General features: G+C 56.3%; 19 protein-coding genes, 4 tRNA genes and 2 pseudogenes. 7 read left to right on the top strand and 18 right to left on the bottom strand.

The annotated features are described in order from the left end of the window. From AD668_RS10360 to AD668_RS10340, 6 genes are all read left to right on the top strand, one after another. Positions 1 to 688, top strand: a 688-nt coding sequence (locus tag AD668_RS10360) for an IS3 family transposase (protein ID WP_053157965.1), incomplete at its 5' end; no start/stop codon positions are given. Between the two features lie 213 nt (positions 689 to 901). Continuing rightward, entirely contained in the window at positions 902 to 1,171 is a 270-nt protein-coding gene (locus AD668_RS28710) for a hypothetical protein (protein ID WP_082344446.1), read from the top strand. 8 nt (positions 1,172 to 1,179) lie between these two features. After that, positions 1,180 to 1,587 carry a hypothetical protein gene (locus tag AD668_RS10355; RefSeq protein ID WP_053157962.1) on the top strand — a complete coding sequence of 136 codons (408 nt, stop codon included), beginning with the start codon at positions 1,180 to 1,182 and terminating at the stop codon, positions 1,585 to 1,587. Positions 1,588 to 1,589: 2 nt separating this feature from the next. Further along, on the top strand, positions 1,590 to 1,880 hold the full coding sequence (locus tag AD668_RS10350) for a hypothetical protein (RefSeq protein ID WP_053157958.1): 291 nt from the start codon (positions 1,590 to 1,592) through the stop codon (positions 1,878 to 1,880). Further along, positions 1,867 to 3,324 carry a DEAD/DEAH box helicase family protein gene (locus AD668_RS10345; RefSeq protein ID WP_053157955.1) on the top strand — a complete coding sequence of 486 codons (1,458 nt, stop codon included), beginning with the start codon at positions 1,867 to 1,869 and terminating at the stop codon, positions 3,322 to 3,324. The genes AD668_RS10350 and AD668_RS10345 overlap by 14 nt, the downstream gene beginning before the upstream one ends. A 624-nt stretch (positions 3,325 to 3,948) precedes the next feature. Beyond that, positions 3,949 to 4,299, top strand: a complete 351-nt coding sequence (locus AD668_RS10340) for a hypothetical protein (protein ID WP_053157952.1) — start codon at positions 3,949 to 3,951, stop codon at positions 4,297 to 4,299. Between the two features lie 706 nt (positions 4,300 to 5,005). Here AD668_RS10340 and AD668_RS10330 read toward each other — a convergent pair. Then, on the bottom strand, positions 5,006 to 5,656 hold the full coding sequence (locus tag AD668_RS10330; protein WP_053157945.1) for a hypothetical protein: 651 nt from the start codon (positions 5,654 to 5,656) through the stop codon (positions 5,006 to 5,008). Positions 5,657 to 6,151: 495 nt separating this feature from the next. Continuing rightward, positions 6,152 to 6,228, bottom strand: a tRNA-Val gene (locus tag AD668_RS10325). Between the two features lie 184 nt (positions 6,229 to 6,412). Here AD668_RS10325 and AD668_RS10320 point away from each other — a divergent pair. Beyond that, on the top strand, positions 6,413 to 7,696 hold the full coding sequence (locus AD668_RS10320) for an FAD-binding oxidoreductase (protein WP_053157942.1): 1,284 nt from the start codon (positions 6,413 to 6,415) through the stop codon (positions 7,694 to 7,696). A 97-nt stretch (positions 7,697 to 7,793) separates the two neighbouring features. Here AD668_RS10320 and AD668_RS10315 read toward each other — a convergent pair whose 3' ends face one another. The 16 genes and pseudogenes from AD668_RS10315 to accD all read right to left on the bottom strand — a co-directional run bounded on the left by AD668_RS10315 (position 7,794) and on the right by accD (position 22,127). Beyond that, positions 7,794 to 8,765, bottom strand: coding sequence for an XdhC family protein (locus tag AD668_RS10315; RefSeq protein ID WP_053157938.1), 972 nt, complete (start codon positions 8,763 to 8,765; stop codon positions 7,794 to 7,796). A gap of 1 nt (position 8,766) precedes the next feature. Beyond that, a complete protein-coding gene (locus tag AD668_RS10310) occupies positions 8,767 to 10,005 on the bottom strand; it encodes a cytochrome c (RefSeq protein ID WP_053157936.1) in 1,239 nt (412 codons plus the stop codon). Between the two features lie 2 nt (positions 10,006 to 10,007). Next, the gene (locus tag AD668_RS10305; RefSeq protein WP_053157933.1) at positions 10,008 to 10,547 is read right to left on the bottom strand and encodes a (2Fe-2S)-binding protein; all 540 of its coding nucleotides are present in this window, start codon (positions 10,545 to 10,547) and stop codon (positions 10,008 to 10,010) included. Then, a complete protein-coding gene (locus AD668_RS10300; protein WP_053157929.1) occupies positions 10,540 to 13,371 on the bottom strand; it encodes a xanthine dehydrogenase family protein molybdopterin-binding subunit in 2,832 nt (943 codons plus the stop codon). The genes AD668_RS10305 and AD668_RS10300 overlap by 8 nt, the downstream gene beginning before the upstream one ends. Before the next feature lie 176 nt (positions 13,372 to 13,547). Continuing rightward, positions 13,548 to 13,746, bottom strand: a pseudogene (locus AD668_RS28705) (LysR family transcriptional regulator); the annotation flags it as partial. Then, a pseudogene (locus tag AD668_RS28700) lies at positions 13,743 to 14,087 on the bottom strand ((2Fe-2S)-binding protein); the annotation flags it as partial. The pseudogenes AD668_RS28700 and AD668_RS28705, both read right to left, overlap by 4 nt. Before the next feature lie 320 nt (positions 14,088 to 14,407). After that, positions 14,408 to 14,484: transfer RNA gene (locus AD668_RS10295), tRNA-Asp, on the bottom strand. Between the two features lie 92 nt (positions 14,485 to 14,576). Beyond that, positions 14,577 to 14,653, bottom strand: a tRNA-Asp gene (locus tag AD668_RS10290). A 53-nt stretch (positions 14,654 to 14,706) separates the two neighbouring features. After that, positions 14,707 to 14,782: transfer RNA gene (locus AD668_RS10285), tRNA-Val, on the bottom strand. Positions 14,783 to 14,989: 207 nt separating this feature from the next. Then, on the bottom strand, positions 14,990 to 15,766 hold the full coding sequence (locus tag AD668_RS10280) for an SDR family oxidoreductase (RefSeq protein WP_053157926.1): 777 nt from the start codon (positions 15,764 to 15,766) through the stop codon (positions 14,990 to 14,992). Beyond that, positions 15,763 to 16,974, bottom strand: a complete 1,212-nt coding sequence (locus tag AD668_RS10275; protein WP_053157923.1) for an O-succinylhomoserine sulfhydrylase — start codon at positions 16,972 to 16,974, stop codon at positions 15,763 to 15,765. Before AD668_RS10275 ends, AD668_RS10280 begins: the two co-directional genes overlap by 4 nt. A 73-nt stretch (positions 16,975 to 17,047) precedes the next feature. After that, positions 17,048 to 18,553: an amidophosphoribosyltransferase gene (gene purF, locus AD668_RS10270; RefSeq protein ID WP_053157920.1), complete on the bottom strand. Its 1,506-nt coding sequence runs from the start codon at positions 18,551 to 18,553 to the stop codon at positions 17,048 to 17,050. 41 nt (positions 18,554 to 18,594) lie between these two features. Next, positions 18,595 to 19,155, bottom strand: coding sequence for a CvpA family protein (locus AD668_RS10265; RefSeq protein ID WP_053157917.1), 561 nt, complete (start codon positions 19,153 to 19,155; stop codon positions 18,595 to 18,597). Positions 19,156 to 19,253: 98 nt separating this feature from the next. Further along, positions 19,254 to 19,919, bottom strand: coding sequence for an SPOR domain-containing protein (locus AD668_RS10260; protein WP_053157913.1), 666 nt, complete (start codon positions 19,917 to 19,919; stop codon positions 19,254 to 19,256). After that, the gene (gene folC, locus AD668_RS10255; protein ID WP_053157909.1) at positions 19,903 to 21,210 is read right to left on the bottom strand and encodes a bifunctional tetrahydrofolate synthase/dihydrofolate synthase; all 1,308 of its coding nucleotides are present in this window, start codon (positions 21,208 to 21,210) and stop codon (positions 19,903 to 19,905) included. Before folC ends, AD668_RS10260 begins: the two co-directional genes overlap by 17 nt. Further along, positions 21,207 to 22,127, bottom strand: a complete 921-nt coding sequence (gene accD / locus AD668_RS10250; RefSeq protein ID WP_053157905.1) for an acetyl-CoA carboxylase, carboxyltransferase subunit beta — start codon at positions 22,125 to 22,127, stop codon at positions 21,207 to 21,209. The genes folC and accD overlap by 4 nt, the downstream gene beginning before the upstream one ends. Between the last annotated feature and the right edge of the window lie 62 nt (positions 22,128 to 22,189).

Genomic DNA, 22,189 nt, shown 5'->3' with positions numbered 1-22,189 from the left:
CTATCGCAAAATCCATGACGATCTGCGCGAGGTCGGTGAAGACTGTGGTCGCCATCGTGTAGCGAGGCTGATGCGTCTTGAAGGTCTGCGCTCTCAGACAGGGTATCGACGTCGCCCTGGAAAGTACGGCGGTAAGCCAGCGGTCGCCTCACCCAATTTGCTGAAGCGCCAGTTCGATGTCGTGGAACCCAACAAGGTTTGGGTCACCGACATCACCTACATTCGTACATATGAAGGCTGGTTGTACTTGGCTGTAGTGCTGGATCTGTTTTCTCGTCAGGTTGTAGGCTGGTCAATGAAGTCTCAGATGACCAGTGATTTGGCTATTGATGCGTTATTGATGGCGGTTTGGAGGCGTAAACCGAAACAAGAGGTAATGGTTCATAGCGACCAAGGTAGCCAGTACAGCAGCTCCGATTGGCGCAGCTTTTTGAAGGCGAACAATTTGGTTGCCAGCATGAGTCGCCGAGGCAACTGTCATGATAATGCCGTGGCCGAGAGCTTTTTCCAGCTTCTGAAACGGGAACGGATCAAGCGGAAAATTTACACCACGCGGGAAGATGCTCGTAGTGATGTGTTCGATTACATCGAGATGTTCTACAACGCAAAACGTCGTCATGGTTTCAACAATCAGCTGTCGCCGGTAGAGTTTGAAAGGCGTTACGCAATGAGCTTGCAAGGTGTCTAGAGAATCCGGGGCGATTCACAGTACTAGTACACAAAGCCTAGTAATTATTTTCACCATGCCCCGTCCCCAAAAACCTCAGATTTAAGTATATAAGATAGCTGGTGTTAATTTTCTGTCCAAATTTCTGTCCCTTGAGTGAATTGGGGGATTGAGTTGTGTCTGCATGATAGAAAAGAAACGCCACAACCAACGTAACAGATTGAGAGTAAAACTATGACTATCACGCTGGAAGATATTGTAGCTGTACAGCATCAAGCTTTAAACACGCTCCCCCGCAAGATCATCTATCTAATGATTCGTAACGGCGAAGATGATACAGGGTGGGCAACCATATCCAGAGGTGCATTTTCTGGAGCAACCGCACTACCGCTCCGTAGCGTTGACCACGTAACAAAACACCTAATTAGTGTTGGTCTGATTGAACGTCAAAAATCAGCAGGCAACACAAACTCCCCATACCAATATCGAATTATAGAAATTTAAGGATCAACATGAAAACTATTACAATGTCTGAAGTTAATGAACTGGCACGACGCACTGGCAATAGCCCTATGGGCGTACTCACAGAACTCATTGCTCAAGGCTACCAGTTAACCGAGGAAGCCCCTCAACCTAGAGGCAACCCACTAACCTCATCTAAAGATGCTCTTGCACAATGGAAGGCATCTAAGCAGAAAGTAGCCGAAGAGCTCTATAGAAACGACCCGCTTGTACGCCAGATGATGGATGTAGATAACGCCTACAAAGAGTTTGGCACACAACCTCAGAAAAGTATTATCAAGCGGGACGAAGCAGGCAACATTATAGGCACCACAAAATCAATGCTTACTGGTGCCACCCAGAAAGAGCAGGCTGAACTAATGGCCGCCATCCGTGCCACCTACAACCAAGGAGAATAATTATGGGCAACACCTACCTCAACGAAGCTGAACTATACCTTCAACAAGAACGACGCTCGGCACTAGAGGCTGTGGATTGCAGCATTGAGCAAAAGAACCGTCTCATCTCGGGCGTACGAGACTACAAGCACATTGAATACGGTATGAATTCGTTTGGCTTCTATCAGGTTCTTGCTGTGAAAGGCCACAAGACAGTACCTCATGAGCTAACTGGCCATTTCACCCACCCAAATTACCTTACTAAACAGGTTGACACCCTCATACGAGAAGGAACACTGATTGAGCCTAAATGAACCCAAGATAATTTACGTAGCAGAAGCCACACCAGGCACAGGCAAGACAGAACAATTCATCAGAGAGCTTGATTCTGCCCCATACAAACGCTATCTCTATGCAGTTCCTACCAAGGTACTTACCAAAGACGTTGTAAGACGCATCCAAGCCATCGGCATTAACCACATCTGCGTAATCAATAGCGACACCCACAAACATGTCACTGACACCGTAGAATGTACGCTCCTAGAAGACAACCCCAAGGTTCTTATCATCACACATAAGACCTTACTAGACCTTGACCCTTGCTACCTACAAGACTGGATTGTGGTCATTGATGAAGTCCCTTCGGTCGCTAACAATCTCACCAGAGACATTGGAGACCACGCCTATACAAACTTCCTAGAGAAATTCATTGAAATTGATTGCGACTCGACCAAAGCGTCTATCAAGCGCGGAATGACCAAGGAAGCACGAGCCATCTACTCAGATGTTATAGATGACAAGGGAATGTCAACCATCACCACTTGCCTAGGGGCACTCCTTAGGGGAAAAGCTGATGTATTCATCAAAGAGTATCTCAGCAAGAAAGAAAGTAAATGGAAGTGGCAAGTTAGGGTAATTGATTACTTTGACTTAAGCGGAATCTATGAGTACGCCTCCGAGACACACATCCTTGGAGCCAATGTCATAGGCACCCTAGCCTATCAACATGCCCTAACCAAGGGTTACACCATTACAGCGTCGAAATTCACACCAGAATACAGACGCTATAAGTTTTCAAGCTACATCTACCCATTGATTGGAGGTAGTAAGGTTAGCAAGACCATGCTTCTTACGCTCCCTGATGGCGCTGTAGCTGAGGAATGGAATGATAGGGTATATGGCCATGACCTGCTACGTGATGCTATCGAGTTCGTTCAAGGAGAGCCCATCCTTGTTCAGGTTCATGAGTGGTGCAAGTACCCTTTCGATAATCACCCTAATGTAATACGCATTCCTTTTGATGCCAGGGGATTGAATGGGTACTCGGACGTACACCACACACTATCCCTGATACATGGCAACCCTAATCCTATCGACGACCAGAATAACTCTGAGATGTTGGAGAAAATGGCTATCTCCTCATCAGTAGGCAAGCAAGCATTAAAGAACGAACGCTATAGGGAACTGATATTCCAAGCTGCTACCCGCAGTAGCATCAGGACGTTTAACAACGATAGGCCTACAGTTCACTTTGTACCCACAGAGGAATCAGGATTGCATTTAGCGTTCGATCTTAGGGGGTGCCACCACATCCTAAAGGATCTTACTAGACCAGCACCACAAACACACTCAAGAACCAAGCTGGAAGAAAACATTCTAATCGCCAAAGACTTATCATCAGAAGGTTTATCAGCAAGGAAGATTGCTTGCCTAATGGGAGTTAGTAATTTCACCATCTCAAAGTGGCTAAAGGCATAACCGAAGACTGTGAGTATTTCCTTAAAGATACTCTAAGGGAAACCTCACACTCCCAACCTTGTACACTGTGTAATTTTCCTTAAAGATACTCTAAGAGATTTTACACACTTTAATACTTAACAATCAAAAGCAAAAGCAACGTCAGCAAGCTGACAAAGAGCACGCATTTAAAGAGAGAATCAAAAGCAGAACATCTACTAGTATTCCGCTCTTGATCTTTCTTATTTGCGTATGCCACTACGTGGCGTGCTCTTGCCTTTGCTCCTGTCACGTAGTGACGTTAAGTCAACACCCTATCAATGGACAACACATGTCAGCTTTACACATCATAAAGAATAAGAATATAGCTCTTAACAGACACGTAGCTAAGAAGATGCCTACTAAGCATGATGATCATCTAGCGGTATATAACATCATCTCCAGATGCAACCTAAAGGAAAGTGAGGAGGCGTCAGCTATCTAGACTGTGACCTACCTTCTAACCCTCCTGCTAAGCCTTCAATACTCTCAGCTACTAATCTTACAGATAATGCAGAACTACAGCGTTCTAGCCATAGCCCTAAATATCATCTGCCATTCACTCACCTTAATAATCACAATCAAACACACAAGACAGAGAGCACCATGAATCTTACAGAGAAAGACAAGACCGAGTACATTGAGACTAATTCACACTGCGACCTAGCTAAACGCTTAGGCATAACCATGTTCACCTTAGACACTTACGCTGAGGAGCAAGGATGGAAGGAGGAACACCGCATCTACTGGCATGACAAGTCTATTGAGATATTAAAACAAGAGCTAGTCAACGGAAATATTGCAGCGGTCAAGGAGATGCTTAAGATAACTGGTAGCGTAAGACCAGTAGGACGGCCAAGGAAATCAGATGTAGAGCGTGAAGTGGCGATTAGTAAGCGGATTGCTGACGAATATCAAGCAGACGTGCAGAGACTGAGTCTTGTGGAGAGCAAATAGAATAATTATTTATTAAAACAGATGGAATGTAATGGTGCCTCGCGCTATTGACCAGATTAGCGATACTTCCTAACTAGATACAATCTGAGTAGCGACATAATAAAAAGGCGAATTACCAACGCTAAAACAACGAAAATCACAGCACCTATGATCTTGCCTTTTAACACCGCTATACAAATCGCTGCGATCAAAACAGAAGCCACCAGCACATTACATAGCAACCCAATGGGGTGACGAGACGCCGTTAGTTTTATTACTGAGGCCAAGTGTGACTGATCGCTACCCATTGCAGCCATCCATTTTGATATAGCTATGACATAGAGAGCGTTACGCTCGGCTCTAGGTGGTGACCTAGTGCCCCTTAGGGGTGCTCAATGCGTTACCACACTGGCCGTTCTTCACAGGGGCTAGCGCCTTCTGTGCCTGATAGTTCAGCTACCAGTAACCTGCCCTTCTAACAACGCCAGAAGGGGTAAGCGCTCCACCTCTGAGGGCGGCACCTCGGCCTGTCTACGAACCACCGGCTCGGTCTCCAGAGCGTTCACACCACCACTACACCATCGAAGGTTCGCTATGACGCTACTGACGTTGAAGCGCCTCACTCTCTGAGACGTACAGTTCAGCATCTGCTAGGCCCGTTTGCCAGCTGCAAAAATAGGCTTTTGCCTACTACGCCGTCAAGACCCTAATAGATTTTTCTTACTACCTATCTGAATTTAGCTTCAAAGTTAGTAACAACGAGAACCACACCAGCCGATCTAATTTTAAAATCATTCAGCTGCTCCATCCAATTCAGAGCGACAGGCTCTTCCTCCTTCACCGCCCTTATGCGTCCAGAATTGAGAGACATTAACTTCTCAATCTCATCAATTGCATCTAGTTTTTCTTTCGTTGTAATAGACGGATTGCTAAATCTTTTTCCCAACGTAGATATACGGTCCATCCTGGCCGCAATCACAGCGTTAACAACCACAACAGGCGCCGCTGGCTTTATTCTTTTTTCAGGTTGAAACGCTGAATCAGAGTAGCACGCACTCCCAGACTCAAAGGGAGCTAGCACCCTCGTAAAAGACAAGTTATGACCGCTCAATATATTAGTGCTGTTGCCATTCCTCCACCCTTCTACCTGAACGATCACGCCAGCCAGTCTTTTGAGCGTGAAATTCGAGACATGTAATTCAATCGGGTGCCCCAGAGGGCATTTAGGTCCTGCATCTTGGCCACGTAATTTTGCATCAACTCTTACGCCGTACAGCGTATTGATGACCAGCAGAGTTACGATCAACACCGCAAAAAATAGAGCTGACCGCCTTCCACGTACAGATAATTTCATGTCAGTCCCTTTAACAATAGCCATACGCCATCCTTTCATGACACCAACATTTCCGCTAGAAATTCAAAAACCACATTGCATACATAAGCACCCCCCCTAAACCCCCTTCCCCACCCCGTTAAAGAAACCCCTACAGGAATTCCTACAGGCTCACTCAAGGCGTCAATGACTCAACACACAGCGTTGGGGTGTAGAGCGTGGCCGATAGGCGTCTGTCGCCTCACAGCAGGCACGTAGCTCAGTTGGTTAGAAGCCTGCCCTTGTGAGGCACGAACAACGGGCAAGGGAGTGAGCTTGCGAACGTACCACCACCTAGACAAGAAAGTGCTCAAGCCATAGGTATCAATAGGTTAGGGAGAGTCGTTCACAATTCTGAGTGTGAACAGAGGCAGGCATGAATCCACGTTCACATTGCCTTGTGTGAACGAAGCCTATAATTTGTGAACGTTTTCTTAGGCAAAGAAAAAGGGGAACCCTTTCGGATTCCCCTTCACACCGCCCAGCAGAGCGGATTTTGTTTGGTAGGCGCGATTGGACTCGAACCAACGACCCCCACCATGTCAAGGTGGTGCTCTAACCAACTGAGCTACGTGCCTGCTGTGAGGCGGCATTCTACGGAATTCCGGAGGGGTGTCAACACCTTTTTTCGAGCTAACCCTATGAATATGCAAAATATTTAATTTTTCGAGTGCGAAGTGGATTTTCCGGGTGGCTGGCGGGGGATTTTTATCTCGGGTAGGATCAACGCACTCGTAAAATATATTAAACAGAGGCTGCCGGATGGCGAACACTCCCTACCCTGAGTCCTACTACGCCGCATCGGCCAATGCGGTTCCGCCACGGCCGGCATTAGAGGATGAAGTCCAGACGGATGTCTGCGTGATTGGCGCCGGTTATACCGGGTTGTCCGCTTCCCTGTTCCTGCTGGAGAACGGCTTCAAGGTCACTGTACTCGAAGCCGCCAAGGTAGGTTTTGGCGCGTCGGGGCGTAACGGTGGCCAGATCGTTAACAGCTACAGCCGTGACATCGATGTGATCGAGCGCACCGTGGGCCCCATGCAGGCCCATTTGCTGGGGCAGATGGCGTTCGAGGGTGGACGGATCATTCGCGAGCGGGTCGCCACCTACAACATTCAATGCGACTTGAAGGACGGTGGCGTGTTTGCTGCCATGACTCCCAAACAGATGGGTCATCTCGAGTCCCAGAAGCGCCTGTGGGAGCGATTCGGTCACACTCAGCTCGAGCTGATGGATCAAAGCAGAATCCGTGAAGTGGTGGCCTGTGATCAATATGTCGGCGGGATGCTCGACATGAGCGGCGGACATATTCATCCGCTCAACCTGGCGCTGGGTGAAGCAGCAGCGGTTGAGTCCCTGGGCGGGACGATTTATGAGCAATCGCCGGCGGTGCGCATCGAGCGCGGCGCGAACCCGGTGGTGCACACCCCGCAAGGCAAGGTCAGGGCCAAATTCATCATCGTGGCTGGCAATGCCTATCTCGGTAACCTGGTTCCGGAACTGGCCGCCAAATCGATGCCTTGCGGCACGCAGGTCATCACCACTGAGCCTTTGGGCGAAGAGTTGGCAAAAGCTCTGCTGCCGCAGGACTACTGCGTCGAAGACTGTAACTACCTGCTCGACTACTATCGCCTGAGCGGCGACAAACGCCTGATTTTCGGCGGTGGCGTGGTGTATGGCGCACGGGATCCGGCGAATATCGAAGCGATCATTCGACCGAAGTTGCTCAAGGCATTCCCGCAGCTCAAGGACGTGAAGATCGATTACGCGTGGACGGGCAACTTCCTGCTGACCCTGTCGCGACTTCCTCAGGTCGGACGACTGGGCGACAACATTTACTATTCCCAAGGCTGCAGCGGCCATGGCGTGACCTACACGCATTTGGCTGGCAAGGTACTGGCCGAAGCATTACGTGGTCAGGCCGAGCGTTTTGATGCGTTTGCCGACCTGCCTCACTACCCCTTCCCCGGCGGACAAATGCTGCGCACGCCGTTTGCGGCATTGGGTGCGTGGTATTACGGGTTGCGGGACAAGTTCGGGTATTGATTGCTAAAGATCAGCATCGAAAGATCGCAGCCTGCGGCAGCTCCTACATGGGGATGCGTTCGGAGTAGGAGCTGCCGCAGGCTGCGATCTTCTGATCTTAAAGACGATCCCGCGCAATACCACTGCGAATCCGCAGGATGTCAGCCAGCACCGCCAGTGCAATTTCCGCTGGCGTCTTGCTGCCCAGGTTCAGGCCGATGGGCGCGTGAATCCGCGCCAACTCTGCATCCCCCAGCCCACCGATACGCCGCAACCGCTCGAAACGCTTATGCGACGTCTGCATGGAACCCATTACGCCGATGTAAAACGCATCGGTGCGAACCGCCTCCATCATCGCCAGGTCATCGATGCGCGGATCATGGGTCAACGCCACCACTGCGGTATCGCTGTGGCAGCCGCCATCGGCGATGAATACCGACGGCAGTTGACGGCGAATCTCCACGCCATCCAACACGATGCCTTCAAGCACTTCGTCCCGCGGATCACACAGAATCACCTCGAACCCCAGACCGACAGCGAACTCGGCACAGGCTTGCGCGACGCTGGAATACCCCGCCAGCAGCAAGCGCTGAGCCGCGCCGACACGCACGCGCACCCGGTCGATCTCACGCTCGATACGCACACCCTGTTCACGATCATCGAACAGGCTGCGCGCACCGCTTTGCAGATCTACTTCACGGATCAACCGACGTCGCCCCAACAGCGCTGACTCCAGTTCTCGCAGATGCGCCTGAACCTCACAATCGGGTTCAAGCTTCTCCACCAACACATCGAGCACACCGCCACAGGGCAGGCTCACCCGCGAGCGCGGATCATCGCCTTCGCCGTAACGAACGACGCTGACTGCGTTCTCGAACGCCCCCTCGGCGACGCGCTCGAGGAAATCCTCTTCAACGCAGCCACCGGACAGCGAGCCAATCCATTGCCCGTCAGCATTCACCGCCAACAACGAGCCCGGCGCGCGCGGCGCCGAGCCGTAGGTCGCGAGCACCGTACACAGCCAGATGCGCTGGCCTGCCGTCGACCACTCCAGCGCCCGGCGTATCACTTGCAGATCGAGATGCTGCATGTCAGTGGGCCTTGTGCTCGAGTGGCGGCGCATCGGCCCGCAACTTCTGCACGTTGTTCACTGCCAGATCACCCGGCTGACCGCCCCACCCCTGACGCAGGTAGTTCAGCAAGTCGGTGAGCTGTTCGTCGTTGAGCTTTTCGACGAACCCCGGCATCGGCTGCATGTGCTCGAACCCGGAGAACTTCTGCTCACCTATACCGTCGTCGATCACTCGCACCAGGTTGCGCGGATCTTCCAGGCGCAGCGTGGTGTTGCCGCGCATGGCCACCGCGATGTGCGGCTTGCCCTCACCGCCCGGCGCATGGCAACCGGCGCAGACATTCAAATATTCCTGACGGCCGCGCTGGGCGCTCGGGCTCAGTTTATCCAAAGGCACTTCGGTGAGCACTTTGGCCGCGGGTGGCTGATCGCCGAGCAGGAAGGTCGCCATCGCCGACAAGTCAGGGTCAGTGAGGCCCTGGGTGCTGTTGTGGAACACCGGGAACATCTCGTTGAACATCGTGCCTTGGGCGCTCATGCCGTGCTTGAGGAACGAGCTCAGGTCCTGATGATTCCAGCCACGGGCCGCCAGGTCAGTCGCCAGCAGGCTTGGCGCCAGATAGCCATTGAGAATCCCGCCGGTCATGCGCTTGTCCATCTGCATCGCACCGGGCAAACCACGGGGGGTGTGGCACTCGCCGCAGTGACCGAGTACGTCGACCATGTACTGGCCGCGCTTCCAGGCTTCGCTTTTACCATCGGCCGACTCCAGCTTCACGTCCTTGCCGTACATCATGTTCCAGCCCATCAGGCCCAGCCGCACGTTGAACGGAAAGCTCAGGCTGGTGACCGGTGCGGCACGTTCGATCGGCTCTACGGTCTTCAGGTAGGCATGAATCGCGTCAGAGTCTGCACGCGGGATCAGGTGGTACGAGGTGTAAGGCATCGCCGGATACAGGTTCGCGCCATCGCGGCGCTTGCCTTCGGTCAGTGCGGCGAAGAAGTCTTCATCGCTGTACGAACCGATGCCGTGCTCTTTGCTCGGGGTGATGTTGGTGCCGTAGATCGTGCCGAACGGCGAGACGATCGGCAGGCCGCCAGCATACGGTGCGCCACCCGGTGCGGTGTGGCACGCCATGCAGTCGGCGGCGCGGGCGAGGTACTCACCTTGCTTGACCTGCGCATCATCCGCGTGAGCTGCCACCACAGGCGCAGCCAGACCAACCGCCAACGCCAGACGGCTAAGTAGAAGCTTCATGCTTAACCCTCCTTGACCAGGCCGAGATCAGTCAGCACGTTGCGGGTGGCGCTGTAGTAGCGCACGTATCCGGTGCAACGGCAGATGTGATGCCCGAGGCTGTCCTCGATGACTTTTTCCAGCTGGCTTTTGACTATGGGCTGGCGCTGCAGCTTTTCCACCAGCACGGTCGCCGCATTGACGAAGCCCGGCGCGCAGTAGCTGCACTGGAAGGCGAATTCGTCGACGAAGCGCTGCTGGATCGGGTTCAGCTCGGTGACCTTACCCTGCTCGTCGCGGCTCGCGTGGCCTTCGATGGTCCGTACTTTCTTGCCTTCGAAATAGTGCGCGCCGGTGATGCAGGTACGCACTTCTTCGCTGGTGCCGTCCGGGTTGTCGACGATCACCACGCAGGCGTGACAGATACCCTGGCCACAGCCCAGGCGCGAACCGGTGAGGTTCTTGTATTCGTGCAGGTAGTCGATCATCGGCAGGTCATCAGGGATGTCCACCGGGCCGACGGATTGACCGTTGAGGGTCAGTTGAAGCGGATGGTTAGCCATTGAGGGCCTCCTTGATGCGTGCAGAAGTGATAGGCAGGTCGCGGACACGTTTACCGATGGCATGCGCTACGGCGTTGCCGATGGCGCCGACCACCGGGATCATCACCACTTCGGCGATGCCTTTGGACGGGTCGCTCGGCGACAATGGCGGGAGGATTTCCGCCGTCTGTTTCCACACCGCAACGTGACGCGCCATCGGCAAGCGGTAACGGTTGAAGTTCCAGTCACCCTCCCCCGGCCCGCCTTCGTACAACGGCATTTCTTCCATCAGCGCATGGCCGATACCCATGGCGATGCCACCTTCAAGCTGGCCCTTGACCAGTTCCGGCACCAGCACACGACCGCACTCGACCCACGAATGGTGGTTGAGCACCGACACTTCGTTCGAGCCTTTGTTGACCTTCACCTCCACCAGCGTTGCGACCGGGCTGTAATAAGTCACCGCCGCGTTGTTCAACTGGGTGGCCGGGTAGGCGATGTTCTGCCGATCCAGCAGATGGAAACCGGCACTGTTCATCTGCGCCAGCTTCGCCTTCGGAGCACCGTCGCCGTACTTGACCGCCAAACCATCGAGCGGCAAGCGTTCACGCACGCCATCGATGCTGTACTCGGCCTCGGCCCAGCTCCAGCGGTTGAAGCCGTGCACGGTCGCGCCGGTCACCAGGCCGCGCTCGTGAGCGCGCTTGGCCAACACTGCGAAAGGCAGAGGCTCCATGCCGTTTGCGGTAAGTTTGCCATCGACCCAATGGGCGTCTTCGCGGCGCACCACGTAAGGGTTGGCCTGACCGCCGTAAGGGCCTTGTCGCCAGATCTCCATCGCCGCCGGCCACAGACCGTGGTTGAACAACACGCGCGCCGCTTCACGGGTGGCGTGGCTGAAGTAGTACGCCGAGTTGGTCGCCGACGACGCCGAAGCGACCTTGCCGACCCAGCGTGGGTTACGCAGGAAATTGTCCTGCTCGGCCTGGCTCATGATGTACGGGTTGCCGCCGCTGATCAGCTGCAACTCTTTCCATTCGGTTTCGCCGGTCTTCACTTCGTGCGCCGGGAGACCGAGGAAGTCCGCCACCACCATCGCCTGGGAAGTGGACATGCCAGTGCCGATTTCGATACCGATGTGACGCAGATTGATACGGCCCTCGGCGGTGAACTCGATGCTGGCCATCGGCGCTTCAGAACCGGTGCCGAAGTCTTTCTGGCAGATGGCAAAACCCACGCCATACCAGTTATCCGGATCGGCAGCTTCGCGTTGTTGCTTGATCGCGTTGCGGTTTTTCCAGGTGTCGTGAACAGCAGCCTTGTCGAGAATCTCGTGCAGGCGCAAGGCACCGGCAGGCACTGCACCTTGAGTGTTTTTCATGCCCGAACGCAGGGCGTTCTTGCGACGCAGGTCAATGGCATCAACACCCAGGCGGTCGGCGATTTCATCGACCATCATCTCGGTGGACGCCATACTTTGCAGGGTGCCATAGCCACGCATCGACCCGGCTTCAACCGCACGGGAGTGATACGCCGTCACCTGCAAATCGTTTTGCGGCATGTAGTAGATCGACTGTGCTGCCGTGGCGCCAACCGCTGCCACGGACGGGCTGTAGTTGATCCGTCCACCACCGTCGACGCTCATCTCGGCACGGAAAATCTTGAAGCTGTGATCGGTCTTGTCCACCGCCAATTGGTAGCGAATGTCGAACGGGTGACGCTTGATGCCACTCTGGAACTGCTCGTAGCGGTCGTTGGCCAGACGCACCGGCACACCGGCGCCGTACAACGCGGCCAGCGCTGCGTAGTAGACGAAAATGTTGTGGTCTTTCGAGCCGTAACCGACGGTGTAACCCGGGTGCATGTTCAGGTTAGCCAGGCCGAAACGCGACGGTGCGATCATCTTCGCGGTTTCGGTGGCTGCTTCCAGCGGGCACTGGGTTGCGACGACGAAGTGCAGGGTCTTGGTCGCCGGGTCGTACCAGCCGTTGCCGTTGTCCGGCTCCATCGCGGCGGGTTCGATTGACGGGGTCTTGTAGCGCTCGTCGAAGACCAGCCAGTTGTCCGGCGGTGTGTCGATCTGCTGCTTCATGCGGTCGGCATAGAACAAACCGCGCTCGGTCAGGTTGCCGTGCAGGTTGGGCTGGGAGTTCCACACCGGACGACGGTTTTTCAGCATCGGGAACAGGATCGAATCCTTGAGGCTGGCAAACTCGTCCTCGTCCGCCGAGGTCGCGCCGCCGACACGCACGTAGCGGAAGCTGCCGTACGGATCGCCTTCGTAGAACGGCACCTGGGCACCGTAACGAATCGCCTTGTCATTGAATTTAAGTTGGTTCTTGGCCTGGCGAAAACGTTCGAAATCGTTCCAGATCAGGATCGCCACCGGGTGACCGATGAACATCGGCACCTTGCCGGCCGGCAACAGCGGATCCGGGGCATGCTCCTCAGGGAACACGATACCGTCCTTGACCAGGTCTTCGGCGGTGACGACGCGGTCCGGCTGCAATTCGGCACCGAGCCATGACAAGTCGATGCCTGCAAAAATGTGGTCGGCCTTGATGGTTTTCAGCAGCATGGCGTGGCCTTGCTGCTGAGGCCAGCCCGGCATGTCCTTGGCGCGGATGTCGCGGGCAAAGACCTTGCTGCCGCAGACCTTGGACAAGGCATCGTTACGGGCGCGCGCCTTGCCGTTGTTGCCAAGCCACTGCTCGGACGGCACGGTCACGCTGCTTTCCATCAAGGCGGCCAGCGCCTGGCTGCTCAATGGCGTGAGCGTAACGCTCACGCCCGCTACCAGCCCGCCCTGAAGGAACGAGCGCCGGGATATATCACGGTTGGACATGGATCATCCTCTGGGCGGTTATGGGGTCCGCCCTTCTGGTTATGTTCTGGAAATCTCGAGTCTTGCAGAAGCCCTTTTCGACGAAGCAAAGGGCTGTTGTTGACAGTGCAAAGCTGACCGAAAGGTTAAGTTTATAGGCTTATGCCTTCGCGGAAAACCAAAAACTGACCAAGGAATCAAAAAACCGCGACTTTTCGACGCAGCAGTTCGATCGATAAACAACCCCAGCGTCCGACTGATGTGCTCACCCTTGCGCAACAGCAGCCCGAAGGATGCCTTTTACACATCCAGCCCCACAGGCAGCGCCACCACCAGTGTCCTTTCAAGATAGTCGCGCAATGCGGTTTGCGACAGCAGCATGATCGCGTCGGTCAGCGGCATTTCCCCGGGCGTAGCAACGGGCAGGTCGAACAGTATTCGGCAGGCCCGGTGGCCAGGTAGTAAAAGCAGCAGGTCCGGCGAACAATTCCTGCATTAAGGCTTCCCGCCAGGCCTCGCACTCATTGAGCGCCATAGGTCAGCGGCTGACCGTGATGCAGCGGCATCGAAGAAGTCCACAGCCCCTCATCGTGACCGTATTCGATCACCGTGTTGTCGAGTGTCAGCAACAGCCCTTTGTCATACACCGACACCGCATACAAACAGGCACCGGCCACCAGAAACGACAAGCGCTTGCCCAGCAGCGAGACGGTGATCGCCCGGGTCGGCGAGCCGATTGTTGAGAGGTCGCACCAAGTCCTCTATCCGAATTACACCTGGTAAGGCTTGAATTATTTGATGACCGGCCGATATTTCGACCACGCAGCACCGGCTTATCGAGGCTGCGGATTACTGAGGGGAGTTTTCAAGAGACAACGAACTCACGGGCCATCCGCGCTTGAATGGCAGATGCAGAACCGTGGGGGGGGAAAGGAGTAAAAACCAAATCGCACAAACAAAAAACCCCGGTCTTTCGACCAGGGTCTTTGCTATCGACTCGAAGTAACCAGTGGCTTCTTCGTAGCTCCAAGGCGTTCAGTGGGCCTCGGGGCAGATATGGCGCAGCGGACGGGACTCGAACCCGCGACCCCCGGCGTGACAGGCCGGTATTCTAACCGACTGAACTACCGCTGCGTATCGCTTTGGACTTGCGTCCAGGTAACTCGTCTGACTGAAAACTCAGTAGCTTTTCAATCTCGAACCAGGCGTACCCGATTCGGAAAATATGGCGCAGCGGACGGGACTCGAACCCGCGACCCCCGGCGTGACAGGCCGGTATTCTAACCGACTGAACTACCGCTGCGCGTCGGTGCAGGCATTTCAGCCTACCTCTTGCTTTCGCAAGTCTCTCGGAAGTGGTGGGTGATGACGGGATCGAACCGCCGACATTCTGCTTGTAAGGCAGACGCTCTCCCAGCTGAGCTAATCACCCGTTTGCATCTCCGAGGCCGCGAAATTTACGCAGGTAGCGGACCTAAGTCAATAGCAGGATTGAAGTTTTTCTGAAAAAGACGAAATCCGCATAAAACCTGTAGGAGCTGGCTTGCCAGCGATGGCCGCCTGCCAGCCAACCTGGATGCCGAATGTTCCGACCGATCGCGAGCAGGCTCGCTCCTACAGTTGATCAGATCCGCCAGTGTCACTCGCTGTAGATCATTTTCTTGGTCATACCGCCGTCGACCACAAACTCCTGGCCCGTAACGAACCCTGCGTTCCTGGACAACAACCACGCCACCATCGCCGCCACATCCTCAACCGTCCCCACCCTGCCCGCCGGATGCTGGGCATGATCGGCATCAGTCAGTGGCTCGGCACGGCGTGCCGAAGGGTCGCGTGCATCGATCCAGCCAGGGCTGACGGCGTTGACCCGAATTTCCGGGCCGAGGCTGATTGCGAGCGCATGAGTCAGGGCAAGTAAACCGCCCTTGCTCGCCGCATAGGCCTCGGTGTCAGGTTCCGACTGCCCGGCGCGGGTTGAGGCCAGGTTGACGATCGCCCCACTGTGAGCACGCAGGTACGGCGCACAGTGCTTGGCCAGCAACATCGGCCCACTGAGGTTCACTGCCAGCACACGGTTCCAGTAGGCCAGATCAAGGCTTTCCAAAGTGATGTTGTGCGGATCGGCAACCGCGGCGTTACAGACCAATGCATCAAGACGCCCGAACTGGCCCAACACCTCGGCAACGCCGAGCGCCACCTGCCCTTCGTTCGAAACATCCATGGCGATGAACCAGGCGTTATCGCCCAGCACCTTCGCCACTTTCGAACCGCGCTCGCGATCCAGGTCCGTCAACACCACTTGCCAGCCTTCGCTGATCAGCCAGGCGGCAATCCCCAGGCCTATGCCCCGCGCCGCACCGGTTACCAGCGCGACACGACCATTGGCGCCGGTGGACGGCGTGGACAACTCGATCACAGCGCGGCCAGACCGCGCGCCAGATCGGCTTGCAGGTCTGCCACGTCTTCAAGGCCCACCGCGACGCGGATCAGACTGTCACGAATGCCTGCCGCTTCACGCTCTTGCGGCGCCAGACGCCCGTGGGACGTAGTGCTCGGGTGCGTAATGGTGGTTTTGCTGTCGCCCAGGTTGGCGGTGATCGAAATCAGGCGAGTGGCATCGATAAAGCGCCAGGCGCCCTCTTTGCCACCCTTGACCTCGAAACTCACCACCGCACCAAAGCCTTTCTGCTGACGCAGGGCCAGTTCATGCTGCGGATGGCTCTTGAGGCCGGCGTAATGGACCTTCTCGATACCGTCCTGCTGCTCCAGCCATTCGGCCAGCTGCTGGGCGTTGGCGCAATGCGCCTTCATCCGCAGGTTCAGGGTTTCCAGGCCCTTCAGGAAGATCCAGGCGTTGAACGGACTCAGGGTCGGCCCTGCAGTGCGCAGGAAACCGACCACCTCCTTCATCTGCTCGCCGCGACCCGCCACGACGCCGCCCATGCAACGACCCTGACCGTCGATGAACTTGGTCGCCGAGTGCACGACGATGTCAGCGCCCATTTTCAAGGGTTGCTGCAATGCAGGTGTGCAGAAGCAGTTGTCCACCACCAGCATCGCGCCTTTGGCGTGAGCGATTTTCGCCAACTGGGCGATGTCCACCAATTCGGCCAGTGGGTTGGATGGAGATTCGACGAACAGCAACTTGGTATTGGATTTGATTGCTGCATCCCAACCGGACAGGTCCGCCAGGGCCACATAATCGACCTCAATGCCGAAACGCTTGAAGTACTTTTCGAACAGACTGATGGTCGAACCGAACACGCTGCGTGATACCAGTACGTGATCACCGGCGCTGCACAGGCTCATTACCACGGCCATGATGGCCGCCATGCCGGTTGCGGTAGCCACGGCCTGCTCGGCGCTTTCCAGCGCAGCAATACGCTCTTCAAAGGCGCGCACGGTCGGGTTGGTGTAGCGCGAGTAAACGTTGCCTGGCACTTCGCCAGCGAAGCGCGCAGCAGCGTCGGCAGCCGTACGAAACACGTAGCTGGAGGTGAAGAACATCGGATCACCGTGCTCGCCTTCAGGCGTACGGTGCTGACCGGCACGTACGGCCAGGGTATCGAACGCTACGCCTTCGAGGTCGCTGTCCAACCGACCGGCATCCCAATCCTGACTCATGCTGTCACTCCTTTCCCTATTCTCGTCAATTAAAAGCCAGATACAAAACCGGCCCCTCAGGGCCGGTAGAAACTCAGTTGTTGTACAGATCGATGATCGCACTGACTGCCTGCGTCTTGACCTTGGAGGCATCATTGCGTGCCTGCTCGATCTTGTTCAGGTAAGCCTCGTCGACGTCACCGGTGACGTAATGGCCGTCGAACACCGCGCAATCGAACTTGTCGATCTTGATCTTGCCGCCGCCGACCGCTTCGATCAAGTCAGGCAAGTCCTGATAGATCAGCCAGTCGGCGCCGATCAGGTCGGCCACGTCCTGGGTCGAACGGTTGTGGGCGATCAGCTCGTGAGCGCTGGGCATGTCGATGCCGTAGACGTTCGGGTAGCGAACGGCTGGAGCGGCGGAGCAGAAGTAGACGTTTTTGGCGCCAGCTTCGCGAGCCATCTGGATGATCTGCTTGCACGTGGTGCCGCGCACGATGGAATCGTCCACCAGCATCACGTTCTTGCCACGGAACTCCAGCTCGATGGCGTTGAGCTTCTGGCGGACGGACTTTTTCCGCGCAGCCTGGCCCGGCATGATGAAGGTCCGGCCGATGTAGCGGTTTTTCACGAAACCTTCGCGGAACTTCACGCCCAGGTGGTTCGCCAGCTCCAGAGCCGCAGTACGGCTGGTGTCCGGGATCGGGATGACCACGTCGATGTCGTGTTCCGGGCGCTCGCGCAGGATCTTCTCGGCGAGTTTCTCGCCCATGCGCAGACGGGCCTTGTAGACCGACACGCCGTCGATGATCGAATCCGGACGCGCCAGGTAGACGTGTTCGAAGATGCACGGGGTCAACGACGGGTTGGTCGCGCACTGACGGGTGTGCAGCTTGCCGTCCTCAGTGATGTAGACCGCTTCGCCCGGCGCCAGGTCGCGAATCAGGGTGAAACCGAGCACATCCAGGGAAACACTCTCGGAAGCGATCATGTACTCGACGCCTTCGTCGGTGTGACGCTGACCGAACACGATCGGACGGATACCGTGCGGATCGCGGAAACCGACGATGCCGTAACCGGTCACCATCGCCACCACCGCATAACCACCGACGCAACGGTTGTGCACGTCGGTTACAGCAGCAAACACGTCCTCTTCGGTAGGCTGCAACTTGCCGCGCTGGGCCAGTTCGTGTGCGAACACGTTGAGCAGTACTTCCGAGTCGGAGTTGGTGTTGACATGGCGCAGGTCAGATTCGTAAATCTCCTTGGCCAATTGTTCAACGTTGGTCAGGTTACCGTTGTGCGCCAGGGTGATGCCGTAAGGCGAGTTGACGTAAAACGGTTGCGCTTCGGCCGAAGTCGAGCTGCCTGCGGTCGGGTAGCGCACATGGCCAATACCCATGTGGCCGACCAGACGCTGCATGTGACGCTGCTGGAACACGTCACGCACCAGGCCGTTGTCCTTGCGCAGGAATAACCGGCCATCATGGCTGGTCACGATACCGGCAGCGTCCTGGCCGCGGTGCTGGAGCACGGTTAGCGCGTCATACAGCGCCTGATTGACGTTCGACTTACCGACGATACCGACGATGCCACACATGCGACGCAACCCCTACTTAATGGATCTGAACTGAACACTGCTCACTGAGGCGTTTTGGCCATCGGCAAGAGGTGTTCCTTGAACGGTATTTCAGCGGGTACGCTGATACCGCTGGCAAGCCACTGACTGCTCCACCCGAGAATCAGGTTTTTGGACCAATCGGCGACCAATAGAAATTTTGGCACGAGCTGTGACTCTTTCCACCACCCGTCCTGCTGTACCGGCCCCAGGCTCAACAGCCCGACGGCGATGATCACCAGCAACACACCACGCGCGGCGCCAAAGGCCATACCGAGGAATCGATCGGTTCCGGAGAGCCCGGTGACGCGAACCAATTCGCCGATAAGATAATTGATCATTGCGCCTACGATTAACGTGGCGATAAACATGATGGCACAGCCCGTTATTATACGAGCTGACGGCGTTTCGATGTATCCGGCGAGGTACTCGGACAATGAACCACCAAACATCCAGGCAACGACTGCTGCGATGATCCAGGTCACCAGCGACAGTGCTTCTTTGACGAAGCCGCGGCTCAGACTGATCAATGCGGAGATGGCGACGATTGCAACGATCGCCCAGTCAACCCAGGTAAATGGCACAGTGCAGCCTACAGACGGATAAGGCGGCGCATTTTAGCAGAGCCCATGCTTATCGGTAAGCTGCGATTGTCAGTGCATTTCAAATCGGGGCGATAGTTTTAACCGCGCTCTGGCTGAAAGCGCACGACAAAACCCTTGAGGTTCTGTTGACGGCTCAGCAAGTCACGCAGGCGATCCGCTTCGGCGCGCTCGATCAACGGCCCGACAAACACCCGATTTTTACCGTCAGCGGCACGAATGTAGGCGTTGTAACCCTGGCTACGCAGGGATTTTTGCAGTTTCTCCGCGCTTTCACGACTCGACAGGCTGGCCAGTTGTACCGACCAGCTGACCGACAGGCCATTGGCATCGACCCGGCTTTGCGTGGTGTCGGGCTTGCCCGTTGCCGCTGTGATCGGCTGAGCGGGTGGCGTGGCAGGCTTGGCGGCCAACGCAGGATTTGGAGCAGGCGCAACCGGCTTGGCTGCTGGAGCCACAGCCACTGGCGCAGTTGGTACGGCCGGCACAACGGGCGCTTCCTGCTGAGCGATTTCGTCATCGCTGGGCACCGGCTCCTGAGGCAATGCTTGCGGTTCAGGCACCACCACCGGCTCGACTTGTACCTGCGGCATCGCCGGAGCCTGTGGCGCGGCCGGGGCTTCGACCGTCACCGAACGCTGTTCGTCCTGACGGGAAAACAGCATGGGCAGAAAAATCACCGCCAGCGCGACCAGCACCAGGGCGCCGACCATACGCTGTTTGTATGCCTTATCCAGCAATGCCATTTGCCACTTCCTCCGTGGAGCGCCGGGCCAACCATTCAAGGGCCTCGGCGACACAATAAAATGATCCGAACAACAGGATTTCGTCGTCGCTCGTTGCCTGCGCGCACTGCCCTTCCAGGGCGGCGGCCACACTGGCGTAGGACGTCACCGAAGCACCAAGGCTCTGCAACGCTCCCTGCAAATCGCCAACCGGTCGAGCGCGCGGAGAATCCAGCGGCGCAACGGCCCAATGCTGGACACTAGCACTCAATTCACCGACAACACCATCCAGATCCTTGTCCGCCAGCAAACCGAACACAGCCAGGCGCTTGCCGACCGGAGGTCGACTCGCCAGTCGACGGGCCAGATACTCCGCTGCATGAGGGTTATGCCCCACGTCCAACAATAAATTCAGGCGCTTGCCGTGCCAGTTGATCTCGCGACGATCCAAACGACCAACCACGCGCGTCGCTTGCAGTGCCTCAATAATCTGCGCATCCACCCAAGGCAAACCGAGCAACAGGTAAGCTTGCAAGGCCAGCGCCGCGTTTTCCATCGGCAGATCGAGCAAAGGTACATCGCGCAACTCGACAACGCGCCCCTGGGCGTCAAGACCGCGCCATTGCCAGTTGTGATCGGTGACGCCCAGATCAAAATCGCGCCCACGCAGGAAAAACCGGCAGTTTAGCTCGCGAGCCTTATCCAGCAGGGGTTGAGGAGGATTGAGGTCGCCACAGAGCGCAGGCGCGCCCTGACGGAAGATACCGGCCTTTTCAAAGGCCACGGATTCGCGGGTATCGCCCAGGTAATCCGAATGATCGACGCCAATGCTGGTGACCAGCGCCATGTCGGCGTCAACCACGTTGACCGTGTCCAGACGCCCGCCGAGCCCGACCTCCAGCACCACCGCATCGAGCGCCGACCGCTGAAACAGCCAGAACGCCGCAAGGGTACCCATCTCGAAGTAGGTCAGGGACGTTTCGCCACGCCCCGCCTCTACCGCCGCGAAGGCTTCGCACAACTGTGCGTCAGTGGCTTCGACATCATTGACCTGCACCCGCTCGTTGTAACGCAGCAGGTGCGGAGAATTGTACACACCGACTTTCAGGCCCTGCGCCCGCAGCAATGACGCCACGAAAGCACAGGTAGAACCCTTGCCGTTGGTGCCGGTGACGGTAATCACCCGAGGCGCCGGCTTGCCCAGTCCCATGCGGGACGCTACCTGCTGCGAACGCTCCAGGCCCATGTCGATGGCCGAAGGGTGCAACTGCTCAAGGTAGGCGAGCCATTCGCCCAGGGTACGTTGGGTCATAGGCTGGCAGGTACCGGTGGAACGACGATCGGCTCGATGGGTGCAGCGACGAATTTCGGCGTCGGCAGGCCCATCATTTGTGCCAGCAGATTGCCCAGACGCGGACGCAGTTCCTGACGGTGAACGATCATGTCGATGGCACCGTGTTCCAGCAGGAATTCACTGCGCTGGAAGCCTTCCGGCAGTTTTTCGCGAACGGTCTGCTCGATAACGCGCGGACCGGCGAAACCGATCAGTGCCTTCGGCTCACCGACAATCACGTCGCCCAGCATCGCCAGACTGGCGGAAACACCGCCGTAGACCGGGTCAGTCAGCACGGAGATAAACGGGATGCCCTCTTCTCGCAGACGCGCCAGCACCGCGGAGGTCTTGGCCATTTGCATCAAGGAGATCAGCGCTTCCTGCATCCGCGCACCACCGGAAGCGGCGAAGCAAATCATCGGGCAGCGTTTTTCCAGGGCGTAGTTGGCGGCGCGCACGAAACGCTCACCGACGATGGCACCCATCGAACCGCCCATAAAGGAAAACTCGAACGCCGAAACCACGACCGGCATCCCAAGCAAGGTACCGCTCATGGACACCAGGGCATCTTTTTCGCCGGTCTGCTTTTGCGCAGCGGTCAGGCGATCCTTGTACTTCTTGCCGTCGCGAAATTTCAGACGGTCAACCGGCTCCAGATCCGCACCCAACTCGGCACGACCTTCGACATCAAGGAAAATATCGATGCGGGCGCGGGCGCCGATACGCATGTGATGGTTGCACTTGGGGCAAACATCCAGGGTCTTTTCCAGTTCGGGACGATACAGCACAGCCTCGCAGGACGGGCATTTGTGCCAAAGACCTTCAGGCACCGAGCTCTTCTTGACCTCGGAACGCATGATCGAAGGGATCAGTTTGTCTACCAACCAGTTGCTCATGCTTTCTTTCTCCAGTACCGGCGGCCCGAACACTCTGGTTCGCAGCCCCGCGTATGCCCTTG

This window comes from Pseudomonas sp. P1.8 (assembly GCF_001269805.1).
In the GTDB taxonomy this organism is placed as follows: Bacteria; Pseudomonadota; Gammaproteobacteria; order Pseudomonadales; family Pseudomonadaceae; genus Aquipseudomonas.
The sequence above is the reverse complement of the archived record's forward strand: the minus strand, read 5'-3'. Positions and strand labels throughout refer to the sequence as shown.